This window comes from Pseudoalteromonas sp. HL-AS1, assembly GCF_031198785.1.
Taxonomy (GTDB): domain Bacteria; phylum Pseudomonadota; class Gammaproteobacteria; order Enterobacterales; family Alteromonadaceae; genus Pseudoalteromonas; species Pseudoalteromonas distincta.
In genome coordinates this window covers 2,252,257-2,276,780 of the sequence record NZ_CP133569.1, presented here as the reverse complement: position 1 = coordinate 2,276,780, position 24,524 = coordinate 2,252,257, and the positions used below count along the sequence as shown (strand labels likewise).

The window sequence follows — 24,524 nt, the reverse complement described above, 5'->3', positions numbered from 1 at the left end:
ATGCAACGTAGAGAATTTAACCAACTCCTAAATGACATTTTGAAACCTCATTTAATAAAAGATTTTTGCCCAAATGGCTTACAGGTCGAAGGTAAAAACGAAATTAAAAAAATTGTGACGGGTGTAACCGCAAGTCAAGCTTTAATAGAAGCTGCCATTGAGCAACAAGCAGATGCTATTTTGGTTCATCATGGTTTTTTTTGGAAAGGGGAATCTCAACCAATAACGGGTATGAAAAAGCGTCGCATAGGTGCGTTATTAGCACACGATATTAATTTATTTGGCTATCACTTACCACTCGATATTCATCCAGCAGTTGGCAATAACGCACAACTTGCAAAGTTATTAGATATTGAAATTGAAACAGGGCTAGAGCCAACTTCAAATAGCGTAGCAATGAAAGGGCGTTTAAAAATACCATTAAGTGGTGAAGATTTTGCAGATAAAATTGCAAAAGTGCTTAATCGAACCCCGCTCACAAGCTTAGTACGCTCAGCTAAAATAGAAACCATTGCACTGTGTACTGGTGGTGGGCAAGGATATATTGACTTAGCAGCAGAGCAAGGCATTGATGCTTATTTAACGGGTGAAGCATCGGAGCAGACAATTCATAGTTCTCGTGAGCAAAACATTGATTTTTTTGCAGCCGGGCATCATGCAACAGAGCGCTATGGTGTAAAAGCACTAGGTGAGTTACTTGCTCAAGAGCATGGTTTTGATGTGACATTTATAGACATAGATAACCCAGTTTAATTAGGCTATATAAGTTACAGCGCCTCTGGATCTATCCAGCGGCGCAAACTTATCCATATATTTCCTACTACTTCGTGACTGTATTGCGTAACCACAAGTAAGGCATGAGCATTGGGAATAAACTGCTTGCTCCATGGAAGTGCAGCAAAATTATGATAATCAGTGGCTGCGGTTATGACTTCAATACCTTGAGCATTAAATAAGTCTTTGGCACGGGGCATGTGCAGTACAGATGTTACTAGTGCAACTTTAAAGTCGACTAATTTTGATGCCAGTAATTTAGCTTCTTCACCTGTGTCCATTGCTTTTGGATTTTGGAAAATACGGCTCTTATTAACGCCTAAACTAATTGCCGTTTGATACATAAGCCCGCTATTAGTGGTATTTTTATAACCCCCGCCTGAAACTATAAGCTCTGCGTTAGGGTAGTGCTTTGCCAGTTTTACACCTTCTACCAAGCGCGTTAGCGCACAATTACCTAATTGATTATTAGCACTGAGTGCAGGATTTGGGTTTATATCGCAACCTAGTACAACTATTTTGTCTATTTTTGGATGCTTTAGAGTATTAAACGCAAGCGACGCAGGTTCATTATTTTGGATAATTAAATTGGCGATAAAGGGTGTGCTCAATGCAAGTAATACAATTAAGCTTAAAGTAGACAAGAAGAGAGCTGATTTGCGGCCTTTAAGTGCCAGTAGGAGCATCAGGCATGCAAATAAACCAAATAGAGGCAGTGGCATAAGTAAGCCACCAATCATTTTTTTAATAACAAACATAAGAGTTAAACGCTGTAGAGTTAATTACAGCGATATTACTTATTATATTGATGATTATCGACCGTTATTTAGCTTACAGGTATTTAAAAAGTGACGATAAACAGGGTTATCTTTCATGTCTTTTTTCATCGCTAAATACATAGGGCGAGTAAGACCAAGAGCGCCCAAAGGAATTGATTTAATTAAGCCTTGGCTTTCATAAGGTGTAACTAGCCAATCAGGTAAAGCGGCAACGCCCATTCCAGCACTTACTAGTTGAAAAATAAGTAGTCCTTGGTCAACCGTTTTTAATGTACCGTCAAAACGAGCATTCTGAATGAAATGCTTAAATATATCTTGGCGTTCACGCGGAATAGGGTATGAAATAATAGTTTCGTTTTTTAAATCAAGCGCTGTTACATACGCTTTTTTAGCAAGTTCATGATCCGGCGCCACAATAAGCTTCAATTTAAAATCAAATAAGTGCGCGTATTCTAATATGTCGGGTTCGCGTATGTCAGACGTTAAAACTAAATCGAGCTCATCGCTTAGTAAGTCAGGAATAGCGTCGTAACTAAAGCCACGTTCATAATCAATTTTTATATCAGGCCAAAAGTTATTAAATTCTTTAATAGTAGGTAATAACCAATGAAAACATGCATGGCATTCCACACTTAAACGCAGTTGAGAAATAGGCTGGTTTAAGCTTTCTTTTAAACGACATTTAGTCGCTTCCATTTTTGGCAATATTTCGTGAGCTAATTCAAGTAATAGCATTCCTTGAGGGGTAAAGCGGACTGGTTGAGTTTTACGCTCAAATAATTGGCAATCCAATTTATTCTCTAAATCTTTGATTTGATGAGATAAAGCAGATTGTGTCAAAAATAACTCTCGTGCTGTATTAACCAAAGATCCTGTTTCTTTTAGGGTTGCTATGGTTTTTAAATGTTTAATACCAATCATCTTTAAAAATTCTCATGGGAAAAGTGAGTTCAGCTCAGATTAATTACATACTACGCCTATATAAAAAACGTTTCAACGTCTAGATGGCTAAAATAATGCGTTTTATTGCAATTTATCGCTATGAATCTCGAAAATATTAGAGCTGGTAATGATAAAAGTCATTTTAAAACTGGTTTGATGAGTTTTAGATGAGTTTGCTTCATGTTGTATTTTAAATATAACGATTGCTGTGTATTTTAGCTCAGCGTGAGTTTTAACCATGTTGATAACGGTATGAGGTGAGATTTGTTGAATGCATAATTTAGATTGTGGTTTAAAAGCTAGAGTCGTTTTGCCTTATAGCTTAAGTTTAGCTCAATGGGTGAGTATATGCGTAGTACCAAAGCCAGCGACCTACTCGCTGGCTCTTTTTATAAGGGTTTATTAATTAGTAATATGGCTTCTTTGGCAGTAACAGGTTTTGATTTTAAAAAGCCTTGGCCATAGTCGCACGCGGTGGATTGCAAAATAGTTAATTGCTCAACTGTTTCTATTCCTTCAGCTACAACTTCAAGTTTTAATGATTGCGCAAGTGATAAAATGGCTTCAACAAGTGGGTTAGTAGAATCCTGTAGATGGTCAATAAAGCTTTTATCTATTTTTAAAATATGAATAGGCAGTTGGTGCAAGTAGCCTAGTGCTGAATAACCTGTTCCAAAATCATCAAGGCATAATTTTACTTTTAAAGGTGAAAGACCTTCAATTATTTGAGTGGCGAGTTCTAGATTTTCTATTAAGCCAGATTCGGTAATTTCTAAGCATAAAGAACCTAGAGGTAATTGGTACTTATTATAAATGGAATGTATTTGCGCTACAAAATCGAGGCTTGCAAAGTGTCGTGACGATACGTTAACGGTGACTTTTAAAAAGCGATGGCCTTGTTGGTGCCAATTTGAAATATGCTGGGCCGCCAAATCAAGTAAATGTAAATCAAGATTTATAATTTGCCCTGTAGTTTCAGCTATCGGTATAAAGTCATTAGGGGGTACAAACCCTTTTGTAGGGTGGTGCCAACGAACAAGTGCTTCAAAGCCGATAACTTCACTGGTATTAATTGTAAAAATTGGCTGAAAATAGAGTTCAAACTCGTTGTGTTCAATACCGTGTTGTAAGTCGTTTTCTATATCGGCATGGGTTTTAAGTTTTTTACGCATCGTGTTATTAAAAAACTTTACCTGACCACGTCCGGTGGATTTTGCTTCATACATAGCAGCATCAGCTTGTTGCAGTAATATATAAGCTTTGTCGTTTACGTTATCTGTATAGGCAACCCCAATACTCGTTGATGCTTGGAGTAAGTGGTTATCTATATTTAAAGGTTTTGATAATGCGTTTTTAATGCGGTTTAAAGCTTCATTAACTTGGTTTTTATGCGTGATGTTTTCCATAAAAATTGCAAATTCATCGCCGCCTAAACGTGCAAATGTATCCGTGCTTCGTACTGTACCTTTAATCAAGTCGCATATTTTTATAAGGAAGTGGTCCCCAACTTCATGCCCGAGCGAATCATTAATACTTTTAAAACGGTCAAAGTCTAGATACAACAGGGCATGGCTAGTACTCTTTTTAGCACGCGTTAAACGTAAAATAGCATGCTTTATTCTCTCAATGAGTAATGAGCGGTTAGCAAGGCCGGTAAGCTCGTCATGCAATGCTTTATGCTCGAGCTCTTGTCGGGCTAGTTGTCTATCAATTGCCATACTTATTTGGCGACTTACGTAAGTTAGAAGAGCGCTGTCGTGTTCGTTGTATTGCAGTGTTTTATCGTAGCTTTGTACAACAATAACACCGCTTATACGATCACTTGTTTTAAATGGAACACCCAACCAAGACTCTGATTGTCTGCCTACCATTTTAAAATCACCGTTATCTATATGACTTTGAAAGGCATCTTTATTGAGTAATAAGGTTTGCTCTGTTTGCAGTAGGTAATATGAAGCAGTGTCTTTTAGCTGTTCTTTAGATATTTTTTGATGTGTTTTGGTGTTTATGCCTTCTTCGACTATATAAACAAGGTCAAGTATATCTACTTTTTTGTCATATAAAGCGATAAAAAAGTTATCAGCACGAAGTAAGTTATTGATAATTGAATGCAAGGCTTCAAAGAAGGTATCTAAGTCGTTAGCTTTGTAGGTTAGGTTGGCTATTTGTAATAAGCTATTTTCTAATTTTTGTGCGTTGTTAAGTTGCTCAACTGTTTTTTGTAAGTTATTTACCGTATTTACCTGGTTAATTTTAGCACTGAGTAAGTGGGCAACTGTTGTAAGAATTTCAAGGTGTGCGTTTGTAAAGTAGCCTTTAATAGGGTGCTCACAATCAATAACACCTAAAACTTGTTCTTTATATATAAGAGGGACGCATAGTTCTGATTGGGCAGGGCGCTCATCTGCGATATAACGGCTATCTTTTGTTACATCATCGATAACTACGGCTTTACCAGTTGTGGCTACAGCCCCAGTAATTCCTTCACTAAAACGTATTACTTTACGTTCGGCTTGATATTTATCACGGGCGTGAGCAATACCCATCGATGCAACTTGATTTAATGTATAAGCATTGTTATCGGCAAGGTAAATAACGCAATCAACAAATCCTAAACGGTTAACAACGTGCGTTGTAACATACTCAAATAGCTCGTCTAGTGTGTCTAGTTGCAATAGGCTAGATGAAAATTGATTAATGATACTTAGTTGATCAGTTTTTATCTCAAGCGCTCTAGTAGCATCAGTTTTATAAGACATAAGCAATTTATATTGTTCTTTTTATTTTTAAATTCGCAGTTAAGTTAACCTAATTTTGGGTTTTTGTACAAATTAAAGCGATGAGTGGTTTCATACACTGTAAAGTTTTAATATAGCGAGTTTTAATTAATCATAAATCATTACAATAAGCTAATAACATTGAATTTGCTCATTGTGCTTTAAATAGTACCTCAGTAATTTTATCCATATAAAAACTTTATTTTTAATAAAATCTTTACTCGAAAACATCATATGCCTATGATCGGATAAATTCAGCCGTGGAACAAAGTAATGACAAGTAATAATACAAACTCTGTAACAACCCTTACTATCACTCGCCCTGATGACTGGCATGTACATTTACGTGATGGTTACCAGTTAAAAGACACTGTACGCGATATTAGCAGATACATGGGCCGCGCTATTGTTATGCCAAACCTTGTTCCGCCAGCAACGTGCACAGATACGGCATTGTCGTACAGAGAACGCATTATGTCTGCAAATCCACAAGGCAACTTTGAGCCATTAATGGTTTTGTATCTCACGGATAAAACTACACCAGATGAAATAATAAAAGCTAAAGCGACAGGTAAAATAGTAGCAGCTAAGCTTTACCCTGCTGGCGCTACCACTAATTCTGACTCGGGTGTTACATCAGTAAAAAATATTTATCCAGTTTTAAAAGCAATGCAAGAAGTAGGCATGTTGCTGTTAGTGCATGGGGAAGTGACAGATTCGTCGATTGATATTTTTGACCGTGAAAAAGTATTTCTGGATACAATTTTAGGAGATGTAGTAAATGACTTTCCTGAGCTTAAAATTGTACTCGAGCATATTACGACTAAAGATGCAGTAGAGTTTGTTGTTAATGCACCTAGCAATGTAGCGGCAACAATTACAGCGCATCATTTGCTTTATAACCGCAATCATATGTTAGCGGGTGGAATTCGCCCACATTATTACTGTTTACCAATTCTCAAGCGTAACATTCACCAGCAAGCATTAATGGCTGCAGCAATAAGTGGAAATAAAAAATTCTTTTTAGGAACTGACTCTGCACCACATTATAAAGATAAAAAAGAAGCTGCTTGTGGGTGTGCTGGTGCATACACTGCTCATGCCGCTATTGAATTATATGCTGAAGCATTTGAGGATGCAGGAGCTTTGGACATGCTTGAAGGGTTTGCAAGCCACTTTGGCCCTGATTTTTACGAATTGCCGCGTAATACAGATACAATTACATTACAAAGAAAGCCGTGGAAAGTACCTGCAAGTTATACATTGGGCGACTCTGAAGTTGTGCCTATAAAAGCTGAAAATACAATGGATTGGTCTGTCGAATAACCAATAATATATTTAAATCTAAAGCCGCTTAATTTTTAATGCGGCTTTTTTGTTTGTGCTTTGATATTATTGAGGCGTAATTCGATGACAGGGTGGTTGTAGGTGGCTTTTGATCTCGCTTACAGCAATAAATATTACAATAATACTTATAGTTTTTGCTTGTAAATTAGTCAGTTAAAGGCGATTTAAAACAAATTTATATTTTTAAGAAATAATTCCTAATTAACAGAGCGAAAAAAAATATAATGTGTTAATCTTACCTTGCTTTGAGTTTTTATGTATTGAATTTACGGATATTGTGCTGCGTTTAAGGTTACCGGTTAGGTTATTACTTGTTCCTGTACTGTACCTCCATATTTTTGAGCATTGACTCAGGGAGGATATTGCCATAATAATATGGCTGAATTTTAATTATTGACTTACAGGAAAATTTAGTATGTCGGTTACTGGTAAAGTAAAGTTTTTCAACGAAGCTAAAGGCTTTGGTTTCATTGAACAAGAAAATGGTCCTGACGTGTTTGTACATTTCAGCGCAATCACTGGTTCTGGTTTTCGCACTCTTAGCGAAGGTCAAGCAGTGACATTCAGCATCAAACAAGGTCAAAAAGGCCCTGAAGCTGAGAACGTAGAAGCAGCATAATTTATTATGTGAACTCTAGTTCATCTTGGTGAAGCAGGTTTCTGTTTCACCATAATTCCCATTCCTTAAATCTATTTATTTCATACCTCAAATTCTCCTTTTTTTAAACTTAAAAAACTACTCAAACATTCTATCTTTGCAAAGCTAAACAACTAATAATCTAACGGACAAAACAATCCTCTAATACTTTTAAAAACCATTCATAAGAATTTATTCAATGGGCCTGATACCAGCTTAAATAAAATCGATGCTCAATATCAATCCATGCAAATTCTGTTTCAAGCTTACTCTGTGTGACGAAGGCTACTCATTGATAAGGGCTTCTAGGTGCTTCTATTACTTTATTATGTGAACGTAAAGCTTCATTTATAATGTATTACTAATAAAGTAGGGTAACTCTTCATGATTAACTTAATTACTGAATTAACCTTAACGTTAAAATAGTATTAAAGAATACTTTAAAGCGGTAAATACAACCTGTTTAATTATCAAAAGCTTTTATGCTGCTAAAAGAAATGCATTGTTGAGTTTATTATTACTATTTATGAAAAAACACGTTTTAAAATAGTTTTAAAAGTAACGTATATAAAGCGTGAGTATCCGATATTAAATATTATCCAGTGTTGTTTTTTTGTGCGACAAATGGTTTGTTTTTTCAGATGAAGTGTAACTGAGGCGATAAAACACGATAAAATCGTGTAAAAAATAACTTTTGTTATATCAATTTATATTTTTTTTAGTTTTTTTTCAGTGCGAATTCAGCCTTAGCTAAATGTTGCAATAATGTTGTTTTATGTCAGTACAATGCGAATAAATACACCCCTTAAAAGGCTTTAATAGAAATATTAAGAAAAAGCTTCGTTGCAATAATGTTAACTGTTGTGGGCTGGTACTTTCGTTTAAGCATTAACTTAGCTATTTATTTACTGAGATTAGTAAACATCAAGTTGACAGCGCTAATTGCATTTAGCATTATTGGAAGGTTGATATCTATTAAAAGATATCAGGGTTGTTCTCCTCGGAGGATAATTAAATTATAAAAGCAACATTACTTAATTGGTTGGGAACTATGTCTGTTAAAATCAGAAAGAGTCTTGTAGCAACTGCGTTGGTTGGCGCATTTGCATTTGCAAGCAGCAATGTGATTGCAGATCCTTTGAATGACGTGCAAAAAGCAGGTCAACAAATTCAAAAGGCTGCGGTTAAGTCTCAAACTAAAATTGACAATGTATATGGTCAAACTCAGGAGCTAATCGCTGAGTACCGTAGCGTTGTTGATGAGACTGAACTTATGAAAGTGTATAACGATCACGTGTCGCGCTTGGTTGATAGCCAAAACGCTTCAATTGAATCGTTTGATCGTCAAATCGCGACTATTGATAACACTAAACAAAACGTTGTGCCTTTGATGTATCGCATGATCGATACGCTTGAGCAATTCATCAAAGCGGACGTTCCATTTAATCTTGAAACGCGTTTAGGACGTGTTGAAAGACTACGTGAGATCATGGTTTCTGCGTCTGTAACGACGTCTGAAAAATTCCGTCAAGTACTTGAAGCTTACACTATTGAAACAGCATACAGCTCACTTGTATCTGCTTCACAAGGTACTCTAGAAGTTGATGGTAAAAGCATTAACGTTGATATCGGCCAGTTAGGTCGTATCACTTACGTTGCTCAGTCTTTTGACTTGAAACATGCTTGGGTGTGGGATAACAACACTAAACAGTGGAAAGAATTAGGCGAAGAATACCTAAAACCTGTTAAAGAAGTTATTCGTATGGCGCGTAAGCAAGCGACATTAGAACTTGTTAAACTACCTATCTTTGGCGCGGAGTAATCAATAATGAAGAAACTATTTAAAGGTTTTGCTGTTGCAGCAGTACTAACTGTTTCTGCAGGTACCGCGCTTAATGCACATGCAAATACTGGAGCTCTAGATAAAATTCTTGAGCAAGTAAAGCAAGAGCGTATCTCTGAAGGTAAAATCAATAAGCAACGTGAGCAAGAGTTCTTATCAGAACGTGCTGACAAGCAAGCATTACTTAACAAAGCTAAAAGCCAACTTGCTTCTGAGAAGTCTCGTGGTGAAAGCTTAGCTAAGCAATATGCACAAAACGAAAATACGCTAGCTGAAAAAGAAGCAGCTCTTCAAAGTGCCCAAGGTACTTTAGGTGAGATGTTTGGTGTTGTACGTCGTGCAGCTCAAGATGCTATCGGTTCTATCGAAGCGTCACTAGTTAGTGCTGAAAAACCAGGTCGTGCTGAAATCTTACGTTCGTTAGCCGCTGCTAAAGAACTTCCTACAGTTCGCGAACTTGAAGAACTTTGGATTTCACTTCAAACTGAAATGACAGAATCAGCTAAAGTTTCAACTTTTGAAACTGAAGTTGCTGGTCTTGACGGTAACCCGTCAATGAAAAAAGTAACACGTATCGGTAACTTTAACTTAGTTACAGACGATGGTTACTTAATTTATTCACCAGAGACTAAGTCTATCCAGCCTCTAGGTAAGCAACCAGACGGTTATATCTTAGACGGTATCACGGCTCTAGAAAATACATCACCAGATAACTACGCTGGTGTTTACATAGATCCGACTCGTGGTGCTATCTTACGTATCAACACTCAAAAAGCGACCCTTATGGAATACTTCCATCAAGGTGGCGTAGTTGGTTATATCATCACGGCTTTACTTGGCCTAGGTATGCTAATTACTCTAATCCGCTTTGTTGACCTTACACTTACTACTAGTAAGATTAAGAGCCAGCTTAAAAATGTTGCTACACCGAATACAAATAACCCACTGGGTCGTATTCTTAAAGTGTACCATGACAACAAGAACCAAGATGTTGAAAACCTTGAGCTTAAACTTGATGAAGCGATTCTACGTGAAACGCCACGCATTGAAGCTGGTATCAATATAATTAAGATTCTTGCTGCAATCGCACCGTTACTAGGTCTACTAGGTACAGTAATCGGTATGATCTTAACGTTCCAAACAATCACATTGTTCGGTACGGGTGATCCGAAGATCATGGCAGGTAACATCTCTCTAGCACTTGTAACTACAGCGCTAGGTCTAATTGCTGCATTACCACTAATTCTACTTCATGCTCTTGTAGCTGGTCGTAGTAAGTCGGTATTACACATCCTTGATGAGCAAAGCGCGGGTATCGTTGCTACTCACGCGGAGAAGGAGAAAGCCTAATGCTAGTCCTGATGGAGATATGGGAATCTATCAGGGATTTTGTTGGCACAGGCGGCCAGGTTTTATACGTGGTCGCGATAGCACTCTTTCTTATGTGGGTTTTAATGATTGAGCGCTATTGGTTCCTACTTGCAGAATTTCCTCGCACAGCGAAAGAAATTGTAGCAAAGTGGGATGCCCGCCAAGACACTACGTCTTGGTACGCACACAGAATCCGTGAAGCATGGATTTCTGAAGCGTCTGAAAAATTAGATCAGCGTATGTTGTTGATTAAGACATTAGTAGCTGTTTGTCCTTTAATAGGCTTACTTGGTACTGTTACTGGTATGATCTCGGTTTTTGAAACCATGGCCAACCAGGGTACGGGTAACGCACGTTTAATGGCATCAGGTATTTCAATGGCAACAATCCCAACAATGGCTGGAATGGTTGCGGCATTATCTGGAGTATTTTTTAGCTCACGTCTTGAGACAAAAGCTAAAATGGTGAAAGCCAAACTTATTGATAGTATGCCTCATCACTAGAGAGAGAATTAAATATGGCACGTAAACAACGTTTTCGTGAAGAAGAAGAAGCAGCGGTTGATATGACGCCAATGCTTGACATCGTATTTATCATGCTTATTTTCTTTATCGTAACTACATCGTTCGTTAAAGAGGCTGGTATCGAGGTCAATAAACCTAAAGCGGCTCAAGCTACTAAGCAAAAAAATGCTAACATTTTTATTGCTATTCGTAGTAACGGCGAGATCTGGATTGATAAACAGCAGGTTGATGTTGAACGTATTTCAGCAAAAATCGAAAGTTTATTAGCAGAACAACCTACTGAAGTTGTAATTTTGCAAGCTGACAAAGAAGCAAAACACGGCGTAGTGGTTAAAGTTATGGACCAGATTAAAGCGACGGGTGATAACCTGAGAATTTCAATAGCTGGAGATCAGTAATGATTCGTTTTCTGTTTTCACTGATTGCAGGTGGGGCAGTTACTTTCGGCTTGTTCTACTTCATGGCATTCCTCATCTCTGGTGGGGCTGACCGTAATACGGAACAAAAAGAGCAGATCATAGTCGAAATAATGACGAATCCGCCTGAATCTAAGGTGCAGGAGAGGAAGCGTGTACCGCCTCCTCCTCCGCCACCGCCAAAGCAGCCGCCTAAACCGCAGCCGCCACAGCCGGAAAATAATAATCCAAATCCTGGTGCTATGTCATTTAATATGGGAAGCATTGATGTTGGTAGTTCGGCAGGTGGACTAAGTGGTCCTGGTGCATTTGGACGAGATGGTGATGCGACACCTATCGTTCGTATAGAACCAAAATATCCAACGCAAGCAGCACGTGATGGTAAAGAAGGTTGGGTTCAACTTTCATTCACAATTGATGAGCTAGGTGGAGTAACTGACGTTGAAGTAATTGACGCAGATCCGAAACGTATCTTTGACCGTGAAGCTAAACGTGCACTGCGTAAGTGGAAGTACCGTCCTAAGATCATTGACGGAAAACCACAGAAACAACCAGGTTTACAAGTTCAATTAGACTTTAAACTTAACCAAGGCAATTAAGGAGGCGAGTAATGAGAAATTTTTCTAAAGTAACTGCTCTTGCAATTCTTATGTCTGTGTCGGGTGCTACTTTAAGTGCATCTGTTTTAGCAGCGCCGGATTACGCAAAGATTGAAGAGCGTAAAAAAGCAAAAACTAAAATCATGGGCGAGCGTACTGGTAAAAAAGTAATTAAAGCATTTGATTTGTACAACGAAGAAAAAGTTGATGAAGCAATTGTTTTGCTTAGAGAAATCGAGCCTTCGAATGACTTTGATAAAGCGACCGTAAATCGTTACTTAGGTAGCATGTACGCTCAAAAAGAAAAGTATGACGAAGCGATCAAGTACTCTAAGCAAGCCGTTGCACCTGATGTTTTAAACTTTGCTGATCAAGAACAAACTCTTAAGTTGTTAGGTGACTTATACGCTGGTACAGAAAAGTTCCAAGAAGCTAAAAAAGCATATGTAGCTTGGATGGACTTTACCGGTGAAGAGGACCCTACGGTTTATACACGTATTGCTCAAGCTAACTATCAGTTAGAGCAATACCGTGATGTTTTTGAACCAGCAGATAAGGCAATAAAACTTCAAAAAGAGCCTAACAAAGGCCCTTACCAATTAAAACTTGGCGCATACTTTGAGCTTAAAGATTATGCAAACATGGTTAAAATTGGCGAAGAAATTGTTCGTGTATGGCCTGATGATAAAAAAGCTTGGGTTAGCTTAGGTAAGTATTACCTACAAACTGAAGATTATTCTAAAGGTTTAGCAACTATGGAAGTTGCATACAAGAATGGTTACTTTGAAAATGAAGTTGAGTATAAAGTCTTATCTAACTTTTACTCTCTAAATGAGATCCCTTATAAAGCAGCTGTAACGCTAGAAAAGGCCATTAAGAGTGAAAAAGTAAAACGTACAAAGCAGAATGTTAGCGCGATTGCGAGTAATTACCATCGTTCTAAAGATTTAGAAAAAGCTGCTAAGTACTACGAAGATGCTGCTAAATTTGATGACGACGCTGAGCTTTACCGCAAAGCTGGTTCATTACTTTTACAATCTGAAAAATTCAGTGCTGCTATTGTTCGCTTGAACAAAGCATTAGAGCTTGGCTCTGACAAAAAAGGCACAATTTATTCAGATTTAGCTGAAGCGTATTACTACCAAGGTAAGTATAAGCAAGCATATGCTGCAATTACTAAAGCTATGGATGACCCTCGCACACGTAAGTTTGCAAAAGGTTGGTCTACATATATTAAAGATAAAGCCGCTCGCAACGGTGTTAAAATTTAATTTTAATTAGCTTAAGCAACTTATAAAAAGCCCCTCTGGGGCTTTTTTTATTGGAACTACTATGTATAAAAAGCTCTTTTTATCATCACTACTGTGCCTATTTTTAGCTGCATGTTCAAAGCAGCCTCAACCTTATGAGTCGTTTGAGGACGCACAAGTCGCTTTAAAAGCTTTAAACATGGCGCTTGTACAAACAGGTGCTACTAAAGGCAATAACATTGAAAAAGATCAATTGGTTTTCTCTGATGCTTACTTAACAAAACGCCATACTATTTATCAGAGCCTAATGGGTATGGAGCTTAATCTAAATCAAATTGCGCAAGTAAACTATTTGGTAATTGCAGAGCGTTTCCCTGAACGCTACTTTAATTGGCCAGCCCAAGTAAATGTTTTAGAAAACATGCTCGCTTTTGAAGGCTCAAAAAACACACCGGATAATGTTATTACTTGGCTCAAGTTAACCCAAGATACCCTAGACAGTGCTCAACAAAGCAATTTAAAGCTGAACAAGGTTGAACTTACATTGTTACAAAGCTATGTATTAAGTGCGATAGCAAGTAACCATGTTCAACCAGCGCTTAAAAGCCATATAAGAGCTTTTAGCGATTATTTAGCTAGTTATAAGCCAAGAGGAAGTGTGGGTCTAAGAGGTCTGCCAAATGGCACTCAGTGGTATCAGAGCAAACTTAATTACTTTAGTGGCGAAGTACATTCACCGTTAGAATGGGTTACTCTTTTAAACGAAAAAATAAAAGTATTAGATCGTGTTGCATTCGACAGTAAGCTGCCAACTTCTCACCAAAAATCGTTTTTAGTTCAGTATTTATCTGATGAAAAATTAATAGAAGGCTTAGATTGGCAGGCTAACTATCAAGACTTACCTGCAATGGCGAGCGCTATGGATATGTCTAATAAAGATAAAACATTGATGCTTGCGATGATGGAATCAGATATAGGTATTCACTACCATGCGTGGACTTTGCCTCAAGCAAAGGTAAACCTTATAAAGCGCCTACAAATGAGTCCAGAAGAGGCCCAGTACTTGGTTGAAGATATAATTCTCTACCCAGGGCAATCATTTAGCTTTATACAACACATTATATAATGATTTGAAAGTGCGCTTATTGTGCGCACTTTGTACACCGTTGAGTTGCGGGGTCTAGTTCAAGTGACTTAGCTGATATTTTTTCTTCACAATCACAGCAGTAGCCATACTGGCCAATTTCTATTTGACTTAGTGCGGCTTCTAGTTTGGTCATGCGACTGATTAAAAGTGCATACTCAGGGCCTAACTTCTCTGCTGCGCAGTCTAACCATTCATTATTTGCTGTATCAGCTAAAATTTGTATTAAATGGTGATGTGCAGGGTAAGCTGATTTAGAAAGCATGGTTAATATATTTAATTTAACTTGTGCTATTTCATCGTTAAGTCTTTTTTGATGATGCATTATCAGTACAACCTTATTAAATGGGCTTTACGTTATACTGATATTATCTAGAGTCTTTAAGTTAGTCGTTATGATTTGAATCAAGTTGAGGTGCTTTGGCATATTTATTTAATACGCTAGCCACATCTTCTTTACTTTTTAAACGTCTGATTTCGTCAAATAAATCGATAGCTTGCGGGTACTGGCGTTTTAGATAACCAAGCCATTGTTTAGTACGTGAAGCAAAGTATTTTTCATCCTTCGCGGGGTCTTGATGAATAGCTGAGTGAATTAAGTGATAAATAATATGCTCCCACTCAAGGCTATCATATTGCTCATTATTTACATGAGCTTTAATTTTTTTTGCTAAATCAGGGTGCGAAAGGGCGCCACGACCAAGCATTAAATCAGTGCACCCACTTCGTTTTTGACAAAGCATTGCGTCCTCTACTTGCCAAATTTCACCATTGGCAACAACGGCAATATTCTTACCTTTTATTATTGGTGGAATTTTTTCCCAATAAGCTGGCGGGTTATAACCATCTCGTTTGGTTCTGGCGTGAATAGCTACACTATTTGCACCTGCACTTACCACAGCATCAACAATTTCTTGGCTGTTACTGTCATCATCAAAGCCTAAGCGAATTTTTGCACTTACTTCATGTTCATCATCTACAGCATCTCGGACTGCTTTAATAATCGTATACATATGGTCAGGGTCTTTAAGCAGTACAGCCCCCCCTCGGCTACGATTAACTGTTTTTGCTGGGCAACCAAAATTTAGGTCGACCCCATGGGACCCTAATGCGATTGCTCTTATTGCATTTTCGGCTAACGGATTTGCTTCTTGACCGAGTAATTGAACACGCACAGGAGTACCTGCTCGTGTAAATCCATTATTATGTAGTTCAGGGCAAAATCGATGAAAAACTTTGTCAGGTAAGCATGTTTCAACCACTCTTACAAACTCTGTGACGCACAAATCGAACCCACCAATGTCTGTGAGTAATTGGCGCATTTTAAAATCAACGACACCTTCCATAGGCGCTAAAACAAGTTTCATAAAGAGATTAATTTTGATAAAAAAACTGGAGGCATAGTTTACCTGTAAATCACACATTGATAAATCTGTAATTACCGCCCATATTTGATGTATAAATTGCAAAAGTAAATATTATGAAAATAAATGAAAGTTTTTATTTTTGTACGGGTCTACTTAAGCATACAAGCAATTTAAAAATACATTTTTATTGCTGAGATTTACAATCCTTGATTAAAGAGAGTCATAAAATGAATACAGTTAAAAAAAATACAATCGCGTTAACTTTAGGTGCAGTAGTAGTTGGCTCTGCAAGTTTTGTATCTGCAGATGTACAAGCTAACCCATTTGAGTTTCAACAACTAGTAACAGGTTACCAATTAGATGCTGCAGAAGGTAAGTGCGGTGAAGGCAAATGTGGCGGTGACGCAAAAGATAAAAAAGAAGGTAAATGCGGCGAAGGCAAATGTGGTGGCGACGCAAAAGATAAAAAAGAAGGCAAATGCGGCGAAGGCAAATGTGGCGGCGATGCAAAAGGTAAAAAAGAAGGTAAGTGCGGCGAAGGTAAATGTGGTGGCCGTTAATATCTTATTCTAAATAAGTTATGCTAAAAGGGCCCTAAGGCCCTTTTTTGTTAAGTTAGAGGTAGTTATGATACAAACTCAAAGTAAAGATTTTGGGATGGTGGGCCTTGGCCTACGACGAGAAATGCTTGATGAGCTGCTTGAGCATGTACCTAATCAAGTAGACTTTTTAGAAGTTGCGCCAGAGAACTGGTTAAAACTGGGTGGACGCTTTAAAAAGCAATTTAAAACATTAACCGATGCTAATAATTTTGTGTGTCATGGATTATCACTGTCTATCGGTTCTCCCGAACCTCTTGATGTTGAATTTGTTAAGTCTTTAAAAGTGTTTTTTGAAGAGCACAATATAAAAATTTTTAGTGAGCACTTAAGTTACTGCTCCGGTACAGGGCATATGTATGACTTAATGCCCATTCCATTTACACAAGATGCTATAGCACATGTTGTTCCTCGTATTAAACAAGTTCAAGACATACTAGAGCAGCAAATTGCGATAGAAAATGTTTCCTATTATGGCGCGCCTGGACAGCAATTATCAGAACTTGAATTTACGAATATTATTTTAGAGCAAGCTGACTGCAAACTTTTACTTGATGTGAATAACATTTATGTTAATTCGATAAATCATGGCTACAACGCGCAAGCATTTTTAACTGGGTTACCTTCTAATCGTATAGCCTATGGGCATGTTGCTGGCCATTATAATGAGGCTGATGACTTAATTGTTGATACACATGGCGCTGATGTGATTGATCCTGTTTGGGAGCTACTCGATAAAGCATACGAAGTGCATGGCGTATTTCCAACCTTGCTTGAGCGCGATTTTAATATTCCTACCATGAATGTTTTAACCAAAGAGTTAGATATAATTCATGATCTACAGGCTAAACACTTTGATTCAACTGTTTCAAAACAACGAGCTTAATATAAGCCTTTATCAACATTAAAAGAGTGCCTAGTTATGAGCTTTATTGAAATACAAAACGAATTTATGGCGCATATTCGCGAGCCTCAAAAAAATAAAAAGCCCAGTGGTATCGAAGACAGGCGTATGGCTATTTATCGCGACCTATTTTTTAATAACATTGAAGGTTTTATATCATCAGGTTTTCCGGTATTAAAAACGTTATATACCCAGAAGCAATGGCAAGCCCTTGTACGCCAATTTTTTAGCGAATATGATTGTCATTCGCCGTACTTTTTAGACATAGCAGGGGAGTTTATTAATTACTTATCAAGTGATTATAAAATGAAAAAATACGATCCCGTGTTTATGCTAGAGCTTGCCCATTATGAATGGGTAGAGCTAGATGTATCCATTGCACACGAAGATGAGCAAGAGAAAAAGTTACAAACAACAGCGCTTACTAGTTCAGCTTTATATTTATCGAAAACGGCAAGAAATTTAAGTTATCAATTTCCGGTTCAAAATATTAGCAATCGCTTTAAACCAAAAGAGCCATCGCCTCAGCCTAATTATTTTGTTGTATATAGAGATGAAGATGATGACGTTCAATTTTTAGCTACGAATGCGATGACAGCTTTGCTATTGTCAATCATAGAGGCAAGCGAAGGCGCGACATTTGACAACGTCTGCCAACAGGTATTAGCTCATGCGCCACAATTTAATGCAGAGCAAATTGCTCAAGGTGCACTGGTTACTCTTAATGCTATGGTTGAACGCGGTGTTATTGTGACAAAAAATCAAGACTAAGGTCTTTATTGATGATTTTACATCGTCTATTATGGCAGCCTTATTTGCCGTGCTTAATAAAAGGTTGTACCAATGTCAGATGATAAAGACTTTAAAGATCCGTTCAACGCTACTTACTTTCTTGCTTTTTTAGCTGTATTTGCAGGGATTGGTTGTTTAAATGCAATATTGGGCTGGATCACTAGCTTAACGTAAAATGTATAGCGTTTATTAAGGCTGTTGCTAACTTCAGCCTTGAACCACTTTATTTTAATTACCCCGTTCATATTTAATACTTCTTTTATAATAACGCCAAACTCGCAATTAAAGGTTAGTTAAGGTTATAATCACCTGCTTTGTAATATAAACAATTGAGCAGTTAAAATTATGACTCAAGTAACACCAGCAATTATCAAAAACAGCATAACTACAATTGCTGATTATCCAAAAGCGGGCATCATGTTTCGCGATGTAACCACTTTAATGGCAAATCCAGAAGCCTTTAAAGCAACTATTGACGCGTTTATCGCAGAATATAAAGATCAGGGCTTTACTAAAATCATAGGCACAGAATCACGTGGTTTTATTTTTGGTGCGCCATTGTCTTACGCGTTAGGCATTCCGTTTATTCCAGTACGTAAACCAGGTAAGTTACCACGCGAAGTTATTCGTCAAGACTACTTACTTGAGTACGGTGAAGACACGCTAGAACTGCATGTAGATGCAATTGTACCTGGCGACAAAGTACTATTAGTTGATGACTTATTAGCAACTGGCGGCACAATTGAAGCCACTGCTAAGTTAGTTAATAAACTAGGTGGCGAAGCCACAGATGCAGCATTTGTTGTATCACTACCAGAACTTGGTGGCGAGCAGCGCATCAAAAAAATGGGTATTAAAATCCTAAAATTGGTTGAATTCGAAGGCGAGTAATCGATGAGTTATCAGGTTCTAGCGAGAAAATGGCGTCCTCAAACCTTTCATGAATTGGTTGGGCAGTCTCATGTTAAGCAAGCGCTTGTAAATGCGCTTACGCAAAATAGACTGCATCACGCTTATTTATTCACTGGAACCCGCGGTGTAGGTAAAACCACCATTGCACGTATTTTTGCTAAAAGCTTAAATTGCGATGAAGGTATATCTGCAAATCCGTGTGGACAATGTAGCAGCTGTTTGGATATAGAAGCAGGGCGCTACATTGACCTACTCGAAATAGATGCGGCTTCTCGTACAAAAGTAGAAGACACTCGCGAAATACTTGATAATGTTCAATATGCACCAACGCGTGGACGTTATAAAGTATACCTAATCGATGAAGTTCACATGCTTTCTAAGCACAGCTTTAACGCGCTTTTAAAAACGCTTGAAGAGCCACCAGAGCATGTGAAATTTTTACTGGCGACCACCGATCCTCAAAAATTACCAGTTACTATATTATCTCGCTGTCTACAATTTAACTTAAATGCCTTGTCGCAAAGTGAAATTAAAACACAGCTTGAACACGTACTTACTCAAGAGCAGCTTAGCTTTGATACCGATGCACTTAGCATTATTTCAAAAGCCGCTGATGGCAGTATGCGTGATGCACTTAGCTTAACCGACCAAGCTATTGCGCAAACAAATGGTGATATTAATAATCAAGCAGTACAAACAATGCTTGGTTTAATGGATACTCATTATAGCCAAAGCTTGCTTGCAGCATTACTTGCACAAGATGGCGCTGCGTTAATGGATGAGATTGCGCAGGTGGCAAGTCGTAATCCTAATTATGTGGCATTGCTTGATGATTTAATTGCACTTACGCATTTGACACAACTAACCCAGTTAGTACCTGAAGCGGCAGGGCTAGATGAAAAAAATGTAGATTATATTGCTCATGTTGCACAACATACGAGCCCACAACAAATTCAAATTTATTATCAGTTACTGTTAAATGGTAAAAAAGATTTACAATGGGCACCAGAGCCTCGCTTAGGTTTTGAAATGATAATGCTAAGATTATTAGCATTTAAGCCTTCAGATGTGCAACAAACTGTACACACAGCAAACGAAGTGCCGGCCCCAAATAAACAAGGCCGCGCAAATGCACTGCGAGATATATTAAATAAAAATAAAACATCGCAAAACACCGTAGCTGGCCAAAGCAGTGCTCCAGTAAATAATATTAAGCCAGTTAGCAATGCAGAGCAGCCTAAAACCGTTGAGATAGAGCCTTCAGCTAACCCTGCCGCTCAGTCATCAAATAATGAAGTCGTGCAAAGTAATAATGAGCCTGTCCAAGTTGCAGTAGAGCAACCAGTTCAACAAAGTGAAAACGCTTCAAAGCAACAGGCTTTAGCTAAAGAGCAACCACAAACCAATGTTGTTTCAGATGCTCAAGCCCAGCGACAAAGTGAAGATGAAGCTTATATGCTCCATAGTGATGCTGAACAAACGCTGGCCTCGCAATTTGACGATATAATGAGTAGCGCTGTAGATCAGGGTTTTAACCCTGCACCTACTGCAAACTCAGAGTTTTCACCAGAGCCCTTAACAAATCACAATGCAAGTACGCCAATAGCTGAACAAGAAGCGCAGGCGCAATCTGCCATTGCTCGTATTTTACGTGACAGAAACATATCCGGTGCGGGTAGGTTATCAAGCAAGAGTACAAGCACCTCTGCAAATAATGTAGCAGCGCAGCCAAACCAAGCGCCCGCTAAAAAGCCTGAACACCAGCCAAGAATGCCTAAAGCTCAAAGTGTTAACCAAGATAGCACCGCTGAAAATACAAACGAGCTCAACAGCGTTACAAACGTAGCACCTAGCGATCCCCCACCTTGGGTAAATGATAGTGCAGGTGCAAGTGAAAAAAAGCATGAGCTCCCACCAATAGGGAGCGAAAGCCAGGCACATGGTCACGCTAATACAAAACCAGCACGAAAAGTTGATTTTAAAGAAAAACATCAAACAATTACCGAAAATTTAGCGCCAGAGCTACTTGAGCAAATAAATCCTCAAAAAGTACCTGAAGCAGCGCCCGAGGAAATTAGCATTCCCGTGCCTGATGATTTTCAAAGTCCAATTAGTGAAATTAGGTTTGCACACCAACAAGATGAATGGGCTTATTTAATTAAACGTATGGGTCTGGGTGGTCGTATGCGCCAATTTGCGTTGCATTCAATATTTACCAAGCAAGGCAACAGTTTACATATAGACGTTGATGAATCACAAAAGCATTTAGATACACCGATGCTTCGCCAAAGATTAGATGCCGCATTGTCGAGTATTTATGAGCATAACGTGTCGTTAAGTATTAATTTTGCTAAGGGAGTTATTGATTCTCCTTATCTTATTCAGCAAAAAATAGATGCAGGACGCCATCAACAAGCAATCGATGTGATCACATCGGATGAAAACATAGTACAATTTCAGCAAGTATTTAGCGCCGAAATTGACGAAAACAGTATTCAGGCATTGTAATTACTTACAATCGCCCTTATGTTCATGTTAATTAATGTATTAAAAGAAAGAGAGAAAGTTATGTTTAAAGGTGGAATGGGCAACATGATGAAGCAAGCGCAGCAAATGCAAGATCGCATGCAAAAAGCCCAAGACGAAATAGCAACTCTTGAAGTTGTTGGTGAAGCCGGTGCAGGTTTAGTTAAAGTAACTATGCTTGGTAACCACAATGTACGTCGTGTTCAGCTTGATGAAAGCTTGATGGAAGACGACAAAGACATGATTGAAGACTTACTTGCAGCAGCATGTAACGATGCTGTTCGCCGTGTTGCAGAAGAAACACAAGAGCGTATGGGTAAAGTAACTGGCGGTATGCAATTACCACCAGGTATGAAAATGCCGTTTTAAGTAAATAATGCAACTTTCAGATAGTTTAAATCAGCTTATAGAAGCACTGCGCTGTCAACCGGGCATTGGTCCAAAGTCAGCGCAACGTATTGCTTTTCACCTGCTTGAGCGCGACCGAAAGGGAGGCACTCAGCTGGGCAATGCACTCACTAAAGCAATGACCGCCATAGGGCACTGTCAGTCTTGTCGTACTTTTTGCGAACAAGCTCAGTGCGATATTTGTTTAAGTACAAAACGCCAAAACAGCGGTATATTATGTGTTGTTGAATCGCCGACTGACGTACTTGCCATCGAGCAAACAGGGCAGTATTTAGGTTTATACTTTGTATTAATGGGTCACTTATCGCCAATAGACGGTATTGGTCCTAAAGAGATTGGCTTAGATGTTTTAGAGCAAAAGCTTGCTCAAGGCGATATTGATGAGGTTATTTTAGCGACTAACCCTACGGTTGAAGGCGATACTACCGCACATTATATTGCTCAGCTTTGTCATAAATACAAAGTAGGCGCTTCACGTATTGCCCATGGTATTCCTGTGGGAGGTGAGCTTGATTTAGTAGATGGTAGAACACTTATGCATGCCTTTAGCGGCAGGCGCCTAGTTACTCAAGACTAGCTCTAAGTCACTATTTGAAAACAAATTACCAAAGCCTACATGATTAAATCATGTAGGCTTTTTCGTTTTTAAGGTAAGCTTAAAAACAATCTAATATATTTTTGGGCTATGTCTCTAATTAGTAAGGAATACAATGAAAGATAACCAACCCTATCAAAGTGCATTACTCGGTAGTAAGCGTTTTTTACCGCTTTTTATTACGCAGTTTTTCTCAGCAATAAACGATAACGTGTATAAGCAATCAGTGCTTATTTTATTGATATTTCAGGCTGCAACGCTCGCCGATGGGGCACTTTATTCAAATGTTGCTGCTGGGTTATTTATTCTTCCGTTCTTTTTATTTTCAGGGATGGCGGGGCAGCTCGCAGAAAAAACAGAAAAATCAAAATTGATTAGAATCGTAAAACTATGTGAAATTCCTATCATGGTTGTAGGGGCCGTTTCTATTTTAACTCAGTATGTGTGGCTAATGTTAGCGACCGTATTTTTAATGGGTGTGCAAAGTACGTTTTTTGGTCCACTAAAATATTCTATTTTACCGCAGCACGTAGCACCTAATGAATTAACAAAAGCGAATGGTTTGGTTGAATCAGGCACGTTTGTGGCCATACTAATGGGTACAATTTTTGGCACTTATTATATTACTCAATCAGTAGGGCCTACGCTTATAAGTATTGCAGTATTAGTATTGGCCGTGATGGGTTATGTGAGCAGTCGCTTTATACCCACTAGTGAAGCAAACGAGCCTAACTTAAAATTTACCTTTAATATATTTTCATCCACAAAAAACGTATTTTCAGCGCTTAATTCGCAAACAGAATCGGTTGGTAAATCAGTACTTGGGATCAGTTGGTTTTGGTTAATTGGCGCCATCGTTTTAACGTCCTTACCAAATTATGTAAAACACACCATGGGCGGTGATGAAGTGGTTGTAACTAGCGCACTGGTTGTGTTTTCACTAAGTATTGCGATTGGTTCGTTACTGTGTGAAAAGCTTTCTCGCTCTCGAATAGAATTAGGAATTGTGCCTTTTGGCGCTATCTTAATTACCTTGTTTTTATACTTACTGAGCCAAGAGCCAGCCATTAGCTCTTATTTACCTCAACACCCTGAGTTAATGACGCTTCAGGAGCTATTAAAAACAGGCGATATGGTGTGGCACTTTGTATGGATGGCAGGCATTGGTGTTGGTTCTGGTTTTTACACTGTACCGCTGTATGCGCTTATTCAACAGCGTACTGAAGAGTCGAGTCGCTCACGAGTTATAGCGGCTAACAATGTATTAAATGCACTGTTTATGGTGGGCAGTGCTGTTTTAAGTATTGTAACGCTGTCTGTTTTTCAGTGGAGTATTTCAGAGTTGCTACTGTTACTTGCTGGGCTAAACTTACTTATCTCTGTTTATATTTATACCAAGGTACCAGAGTTCTTTTTACGATTTATTATATATATTTTAGCTATTTGTATGTACAGAGTGCGTACAAAAGGTGAAAGTAATATACCTGATGCAGGCGCTGCGGTTGTCGTGTGTAATCATGTCAGCTTTGTTGATTGGATGTTTATTTTAGCCGCATCACCAAGGCCTATCCGGTTTATGGTATTTGCCCCTATTTATTATTCACCGGCCCTACATTGGTTATTTAAAATGGCTAAGGCTATTCCCATTAACAGTGAAAAAACCAACCCAGAAGCGTTTAAAAAAGCCTTTGATGAAGTGGCTGCTGCGCTTAATAAAGGCGAACTTGTTGGTATTTTCCCTGAAGGAAAACTAACCAGTGACGGCTCAGTGGATATTTTTCGCCGTGGAATCGAGCGCATTATTGAGCGCTCACCTGTGCTCGTTATTCCTGTGCACTTAGGTGGTTTATGGGGCAGCATGTTTAGCCGTAAAGCTAAATGGCAATTACCTCGATTAAAATGGTCTTTGGTGTCGGTTGCAGTTGGTGCCCCGATTGCTGCTGATAAAGTAGTAGCAGATGATTTACGTGAAAAAGTATTGGCTTTAAAAGCGCTTCATTCAAAAGATAGTGACTAAT

General features: G+C 38.4%; 23 protein-coding genes and 1 pseudogene. 19 read left to right on the top strand and 5 right to left on the bottom strand.

The features are described 5' to 3' along the window. Positions 1-753, top strand: coding sequence for a Nif3-like dinuclear metal center hexameric protein (locus RB214_RS10545; protein ID WP_309166726.1), 753 nt, complete (start codon positions 1-3; stop codon positions 751-753). Positions 754-767: 14 nt separating this feature from the next. Here the strand turns inward: RB214_RS10545 and RB214_RS10540 are convergent, their stop codons facing one another. From RB214_RS10540 to RB214_RS10530, 3 genes are all read right to left on the bottom strand, one after another. Continuing rightward, positions 768-1,532, bottom strand: coding sequence for a YdcF family protein (locus RB214_RS10540; RefSeq protein WP_024606530.1), 765 nt, complete (start codon positions 1,530-1,532; stop codon positions 768-770). 54 nt (positions 1,533-1,586) lie between these two features. Further along, positions 1,587-2,474 carry a LysR family transcriptional regulator gene (locus RB214_RS10535; protein ID WP_024606531.1) on the bottom strand — a complete coding sequence of 296 codons (888 nt, stop codon included), beginning with the start codon at positions 2,472-2,474 and terminating at the stop codon, positions 1,587-1,589. A 410-nt stretch (positions 2,475-2,884) separates the two neighbouring features. Next, positions 2,885-5,254, bottom strand: coding sequence for a GGDEF domain-containing protein (locus tag RB214_RS10530; protein WP_197098508.1), 2,370 nt, complete (start codon positions 5,252-5,254; stop codon positions 2,885-2,887). 291 nt (positions 5,255-5,545) lie between these two features. Between RB214_RS10530 and pyrC the strand changes: the two genes are divergently transcribed. From pyrC to RB214_RS10485, 9 genes are all read left to right on the top strand, one after another. Beyond that, a complete protein-coding gene (gene pyrC, locus RB214_RS10525) occupies positions 5,546-6,598 on the top strand; it encodes a dihydroorotase (RefSeq protein ID WP_309166718.1) in 1,053 nt (350 codons plus the stop codon). A 436-nt stretch (positions 6,599-7,034) separates the two neighbouring features. Further along, positions 7,035-7,238: a cold-shock protein gene (locus RB214_RS10520; protein WP_002961702.1), complete on the top strand. Its 204-nt coding sequence runs from the start codon at positions 7,035-7,037 to the stop codon at positions 7,236-7,238. 1,069 nt (positions 7,239-8,307) lie between these two features. Next, positions 8,308-9,078: a DUF3450 domain-containing protein gene (locus RB214_RS10515; protein WP_024590812.1), complete on the top strand. Its 771-nt coding sequence runs from the start codon at positions 8,308-8,310 to the stop codon at positions 9,076-9,078. Positions 9,079-9,084: 6 nt separating this feature from the next. Further along, positions 9,085-10,449: a MotA/TolQ/ExbB proton channel family protein gene (locus RB214_RS10510; RefSeq protein ID WP_002961707.1), complete on the top strand. Its 1,365-nt coding sequence runs from the start codon at positions 9,085-9,087 to the stop codon at positions 10,447-10,449. Further along, positions 10,449-10,973 carry a MotA/TolQ/ExbB proton channel family protein gene (locus RB214_RS10505; protein ID WP_002961709.1) on the top strand — a complete coding sequence of 175 codons (525 nt, stop codon included), beginning with the start codon at positions 10,449-10,451 and terminating at the stop codon, positions 10,971-10,973. Before RB214_RS10510 ends, RB214_RS10505 begins: the two co-directional genes overlap by 1 nt. A gap of 14 nt (positions 10,974-10,987) precedes the next feature. Beyond that, a complete protein-coding gene (locus RB214_RS10500; RefSeq protein ID WP_002961710.1) occupies positions 10,988-11,392 on the top strand; it encodes a biopolymer transporter ExbD in 405 nt (134 codons plus the stop codon). After that, positions 11,392-12,009, top strand: coding sequence for an energy transducer TonB (locus RB214_RS10495; protein ID WP_007583869.1), 618 nt, complete (start codon positions 11,392-11,394; stop codon positions 12,007-12,009). The genes RB214_RS10500 and RB214_RS10495 overlap by 1 nt, the downstream gene beginning before the upstream one ends. Positions 12,010-12,020: 11 nt before the next feature. Next, positions 12,021-13,280, top strand: coding sequence for a lipopolysaccharide assembly protein LapB (locus RB214_RS10490; protein WP_165742765.1), 1,260 nt, complete (start codon positions 12,021-12,023; stop codon positions 13,278-13,280). Positions 13,281-13,341: 61 nt separating this feature from the next. Beyond that, a complete protein-coding gene (locus RB214_RS10485; protein WP_165742766.1) occupies positions 13,342-14,385 on the top strand; it encodes a hypothetical protein in 1,044 nt (347 codons plus the stop codon). 16 nt (positions 14,386-14,401) lie between these two features. Here RB214_RS10485 and RB214_RS10480 read toward each other — a convergent pair whose 3' ends face one another. Beyond that, positions 14,402-14,728 (bottom strand): hypothetical protein, encoded by a 327-nt coding sequence (locus RB214_RS10480; RefSeq protein WP_024603666.1) that lies wholly within the window; start codon positions 14,726-14,728, stop codon positions 14,402-14,404. A 61-nt stretch (positions 14,729-14,789) separates the two neighbouring features. Then, a complete protein-coding gene (locus tag RB214_RS10475) occupies positions 14,790-15,770 on the bottom strand; it encodes a tRNA-dihydrouridine synthase (RefSeq protein WP_165742767.1) in 981 nt (326 codons plus the stop codon). 227 nt (positions 15,771-15,997) lie between these two features. On the opposite strand from RB214_RS10475, the pseudogene RB214_RS10470 reads away from it, so the two are divergent. From RB214_RS10470 to RB214_RS10430, 9 genes and pseudogenes are all read left to right on the top strand, one after another. Continuing rightward, positions 15,998-16,324: pseudogene (locus RB214_RS10470) on the top strand (hypothetical protein); the annotation flags it as partial. A 73-nt stretch (positions 16,325-16,397) separates the two neighbouring features. After that, the gene (locus RB214_RS10465; protein WP_024596352.1) at positions 16,398-17,255 is read left to right on the top strand and encodes a DUF692 domain-containing protein; all 858 of its coding nucleotides are present in this window, start codon (positions 16,398-16,400) and stop codon (positions 17,253-17,255) included. Between the two features lie 36 nt (positions 17,256-17,291). Continuing rightward, a complete protein-coding gene (locus RB214_RS10460) occupies positions 17,292-18,044 on the top strand; it encodes a putative DNA-binding domain-containing protein (RefSeq protein WP_309166684.1) in 753 nt (250 codons plus the stop codon). A 72-nt stretch (positions 18,045-18,116) separates the two neighbouring features. Beyond that, the gene (locus RB214_RS10455) at positions 18,117-18,239 is read left to right on the top strand and encodes a hypothetical protein (protein WP_002962301.1); all 123 of its coding nucleotides are present in this window, start codon (positions 18,117-18,119) and stop codon (positions 18,237-18,239) included. A gap of 171 nt (positions 18,240-18,410) precedes the next feature. Continuing rightward, positions 18,411-18,956, top strand: a complete 546-nt coding sequence (gene apt, locus RB214_RS10450) for an adenine phosphoribosyltransferase (protein WP_002962303.1) — start codon at positions 18,411-18,413, stop codon at positions 18,954-18,956. Between the two features lie 3 nt (positions 18,957-18,959). Then, positions 18,960-21,485 carry a DNA polymerase III subunit gamma/tau gene (gene dnaX / locus RB214_RS10445; RefSeq protein WP_309166678.1) on the top strand — a complete coding sequence of 842 codons (2,526 nt, stop codon included), beginning with the start codon at positions 18,960-18,962 and terminating at the stop codon, positions 21,483-21,485. A 60-nt stretch (positions 21,486-21,545) separates the two neighbouring features. Next, positions 21,546-21,872, top strand: coding sequence for a YbaB/EbfC family nucleoid-associated protein (locus RB214_RS10440; protein ID WP_002962306.1), 327 nt, complete (start codon positions 21,546-21,548; stop codon positions 21,870-21,872). A gap of 7 nt (positions 21,873-21,879) precedes the next feature. Further along, a complete protein-coding gene (recR, locus tag RB214_RS10435; protein ID WP_309166676.1) occupies positions 21,880-22,488 on the top strand; it encodes a recombination mediator RecR in 609 nt (202 codons plus the stop codon). 133 nt (positions 22,489-22,621) lie between these two features. Continuing rightward, entirely contained in the window at positions 22,622-24,523 is a 1,902-nt protein-coding gene (locus tag RB214_RS10430; RefSeq protein WP_309166675.1) for an MFS transporter, read from the top strand. The last annotated feature ends 1 nt before the right edge of the window (position 24,524 follow it).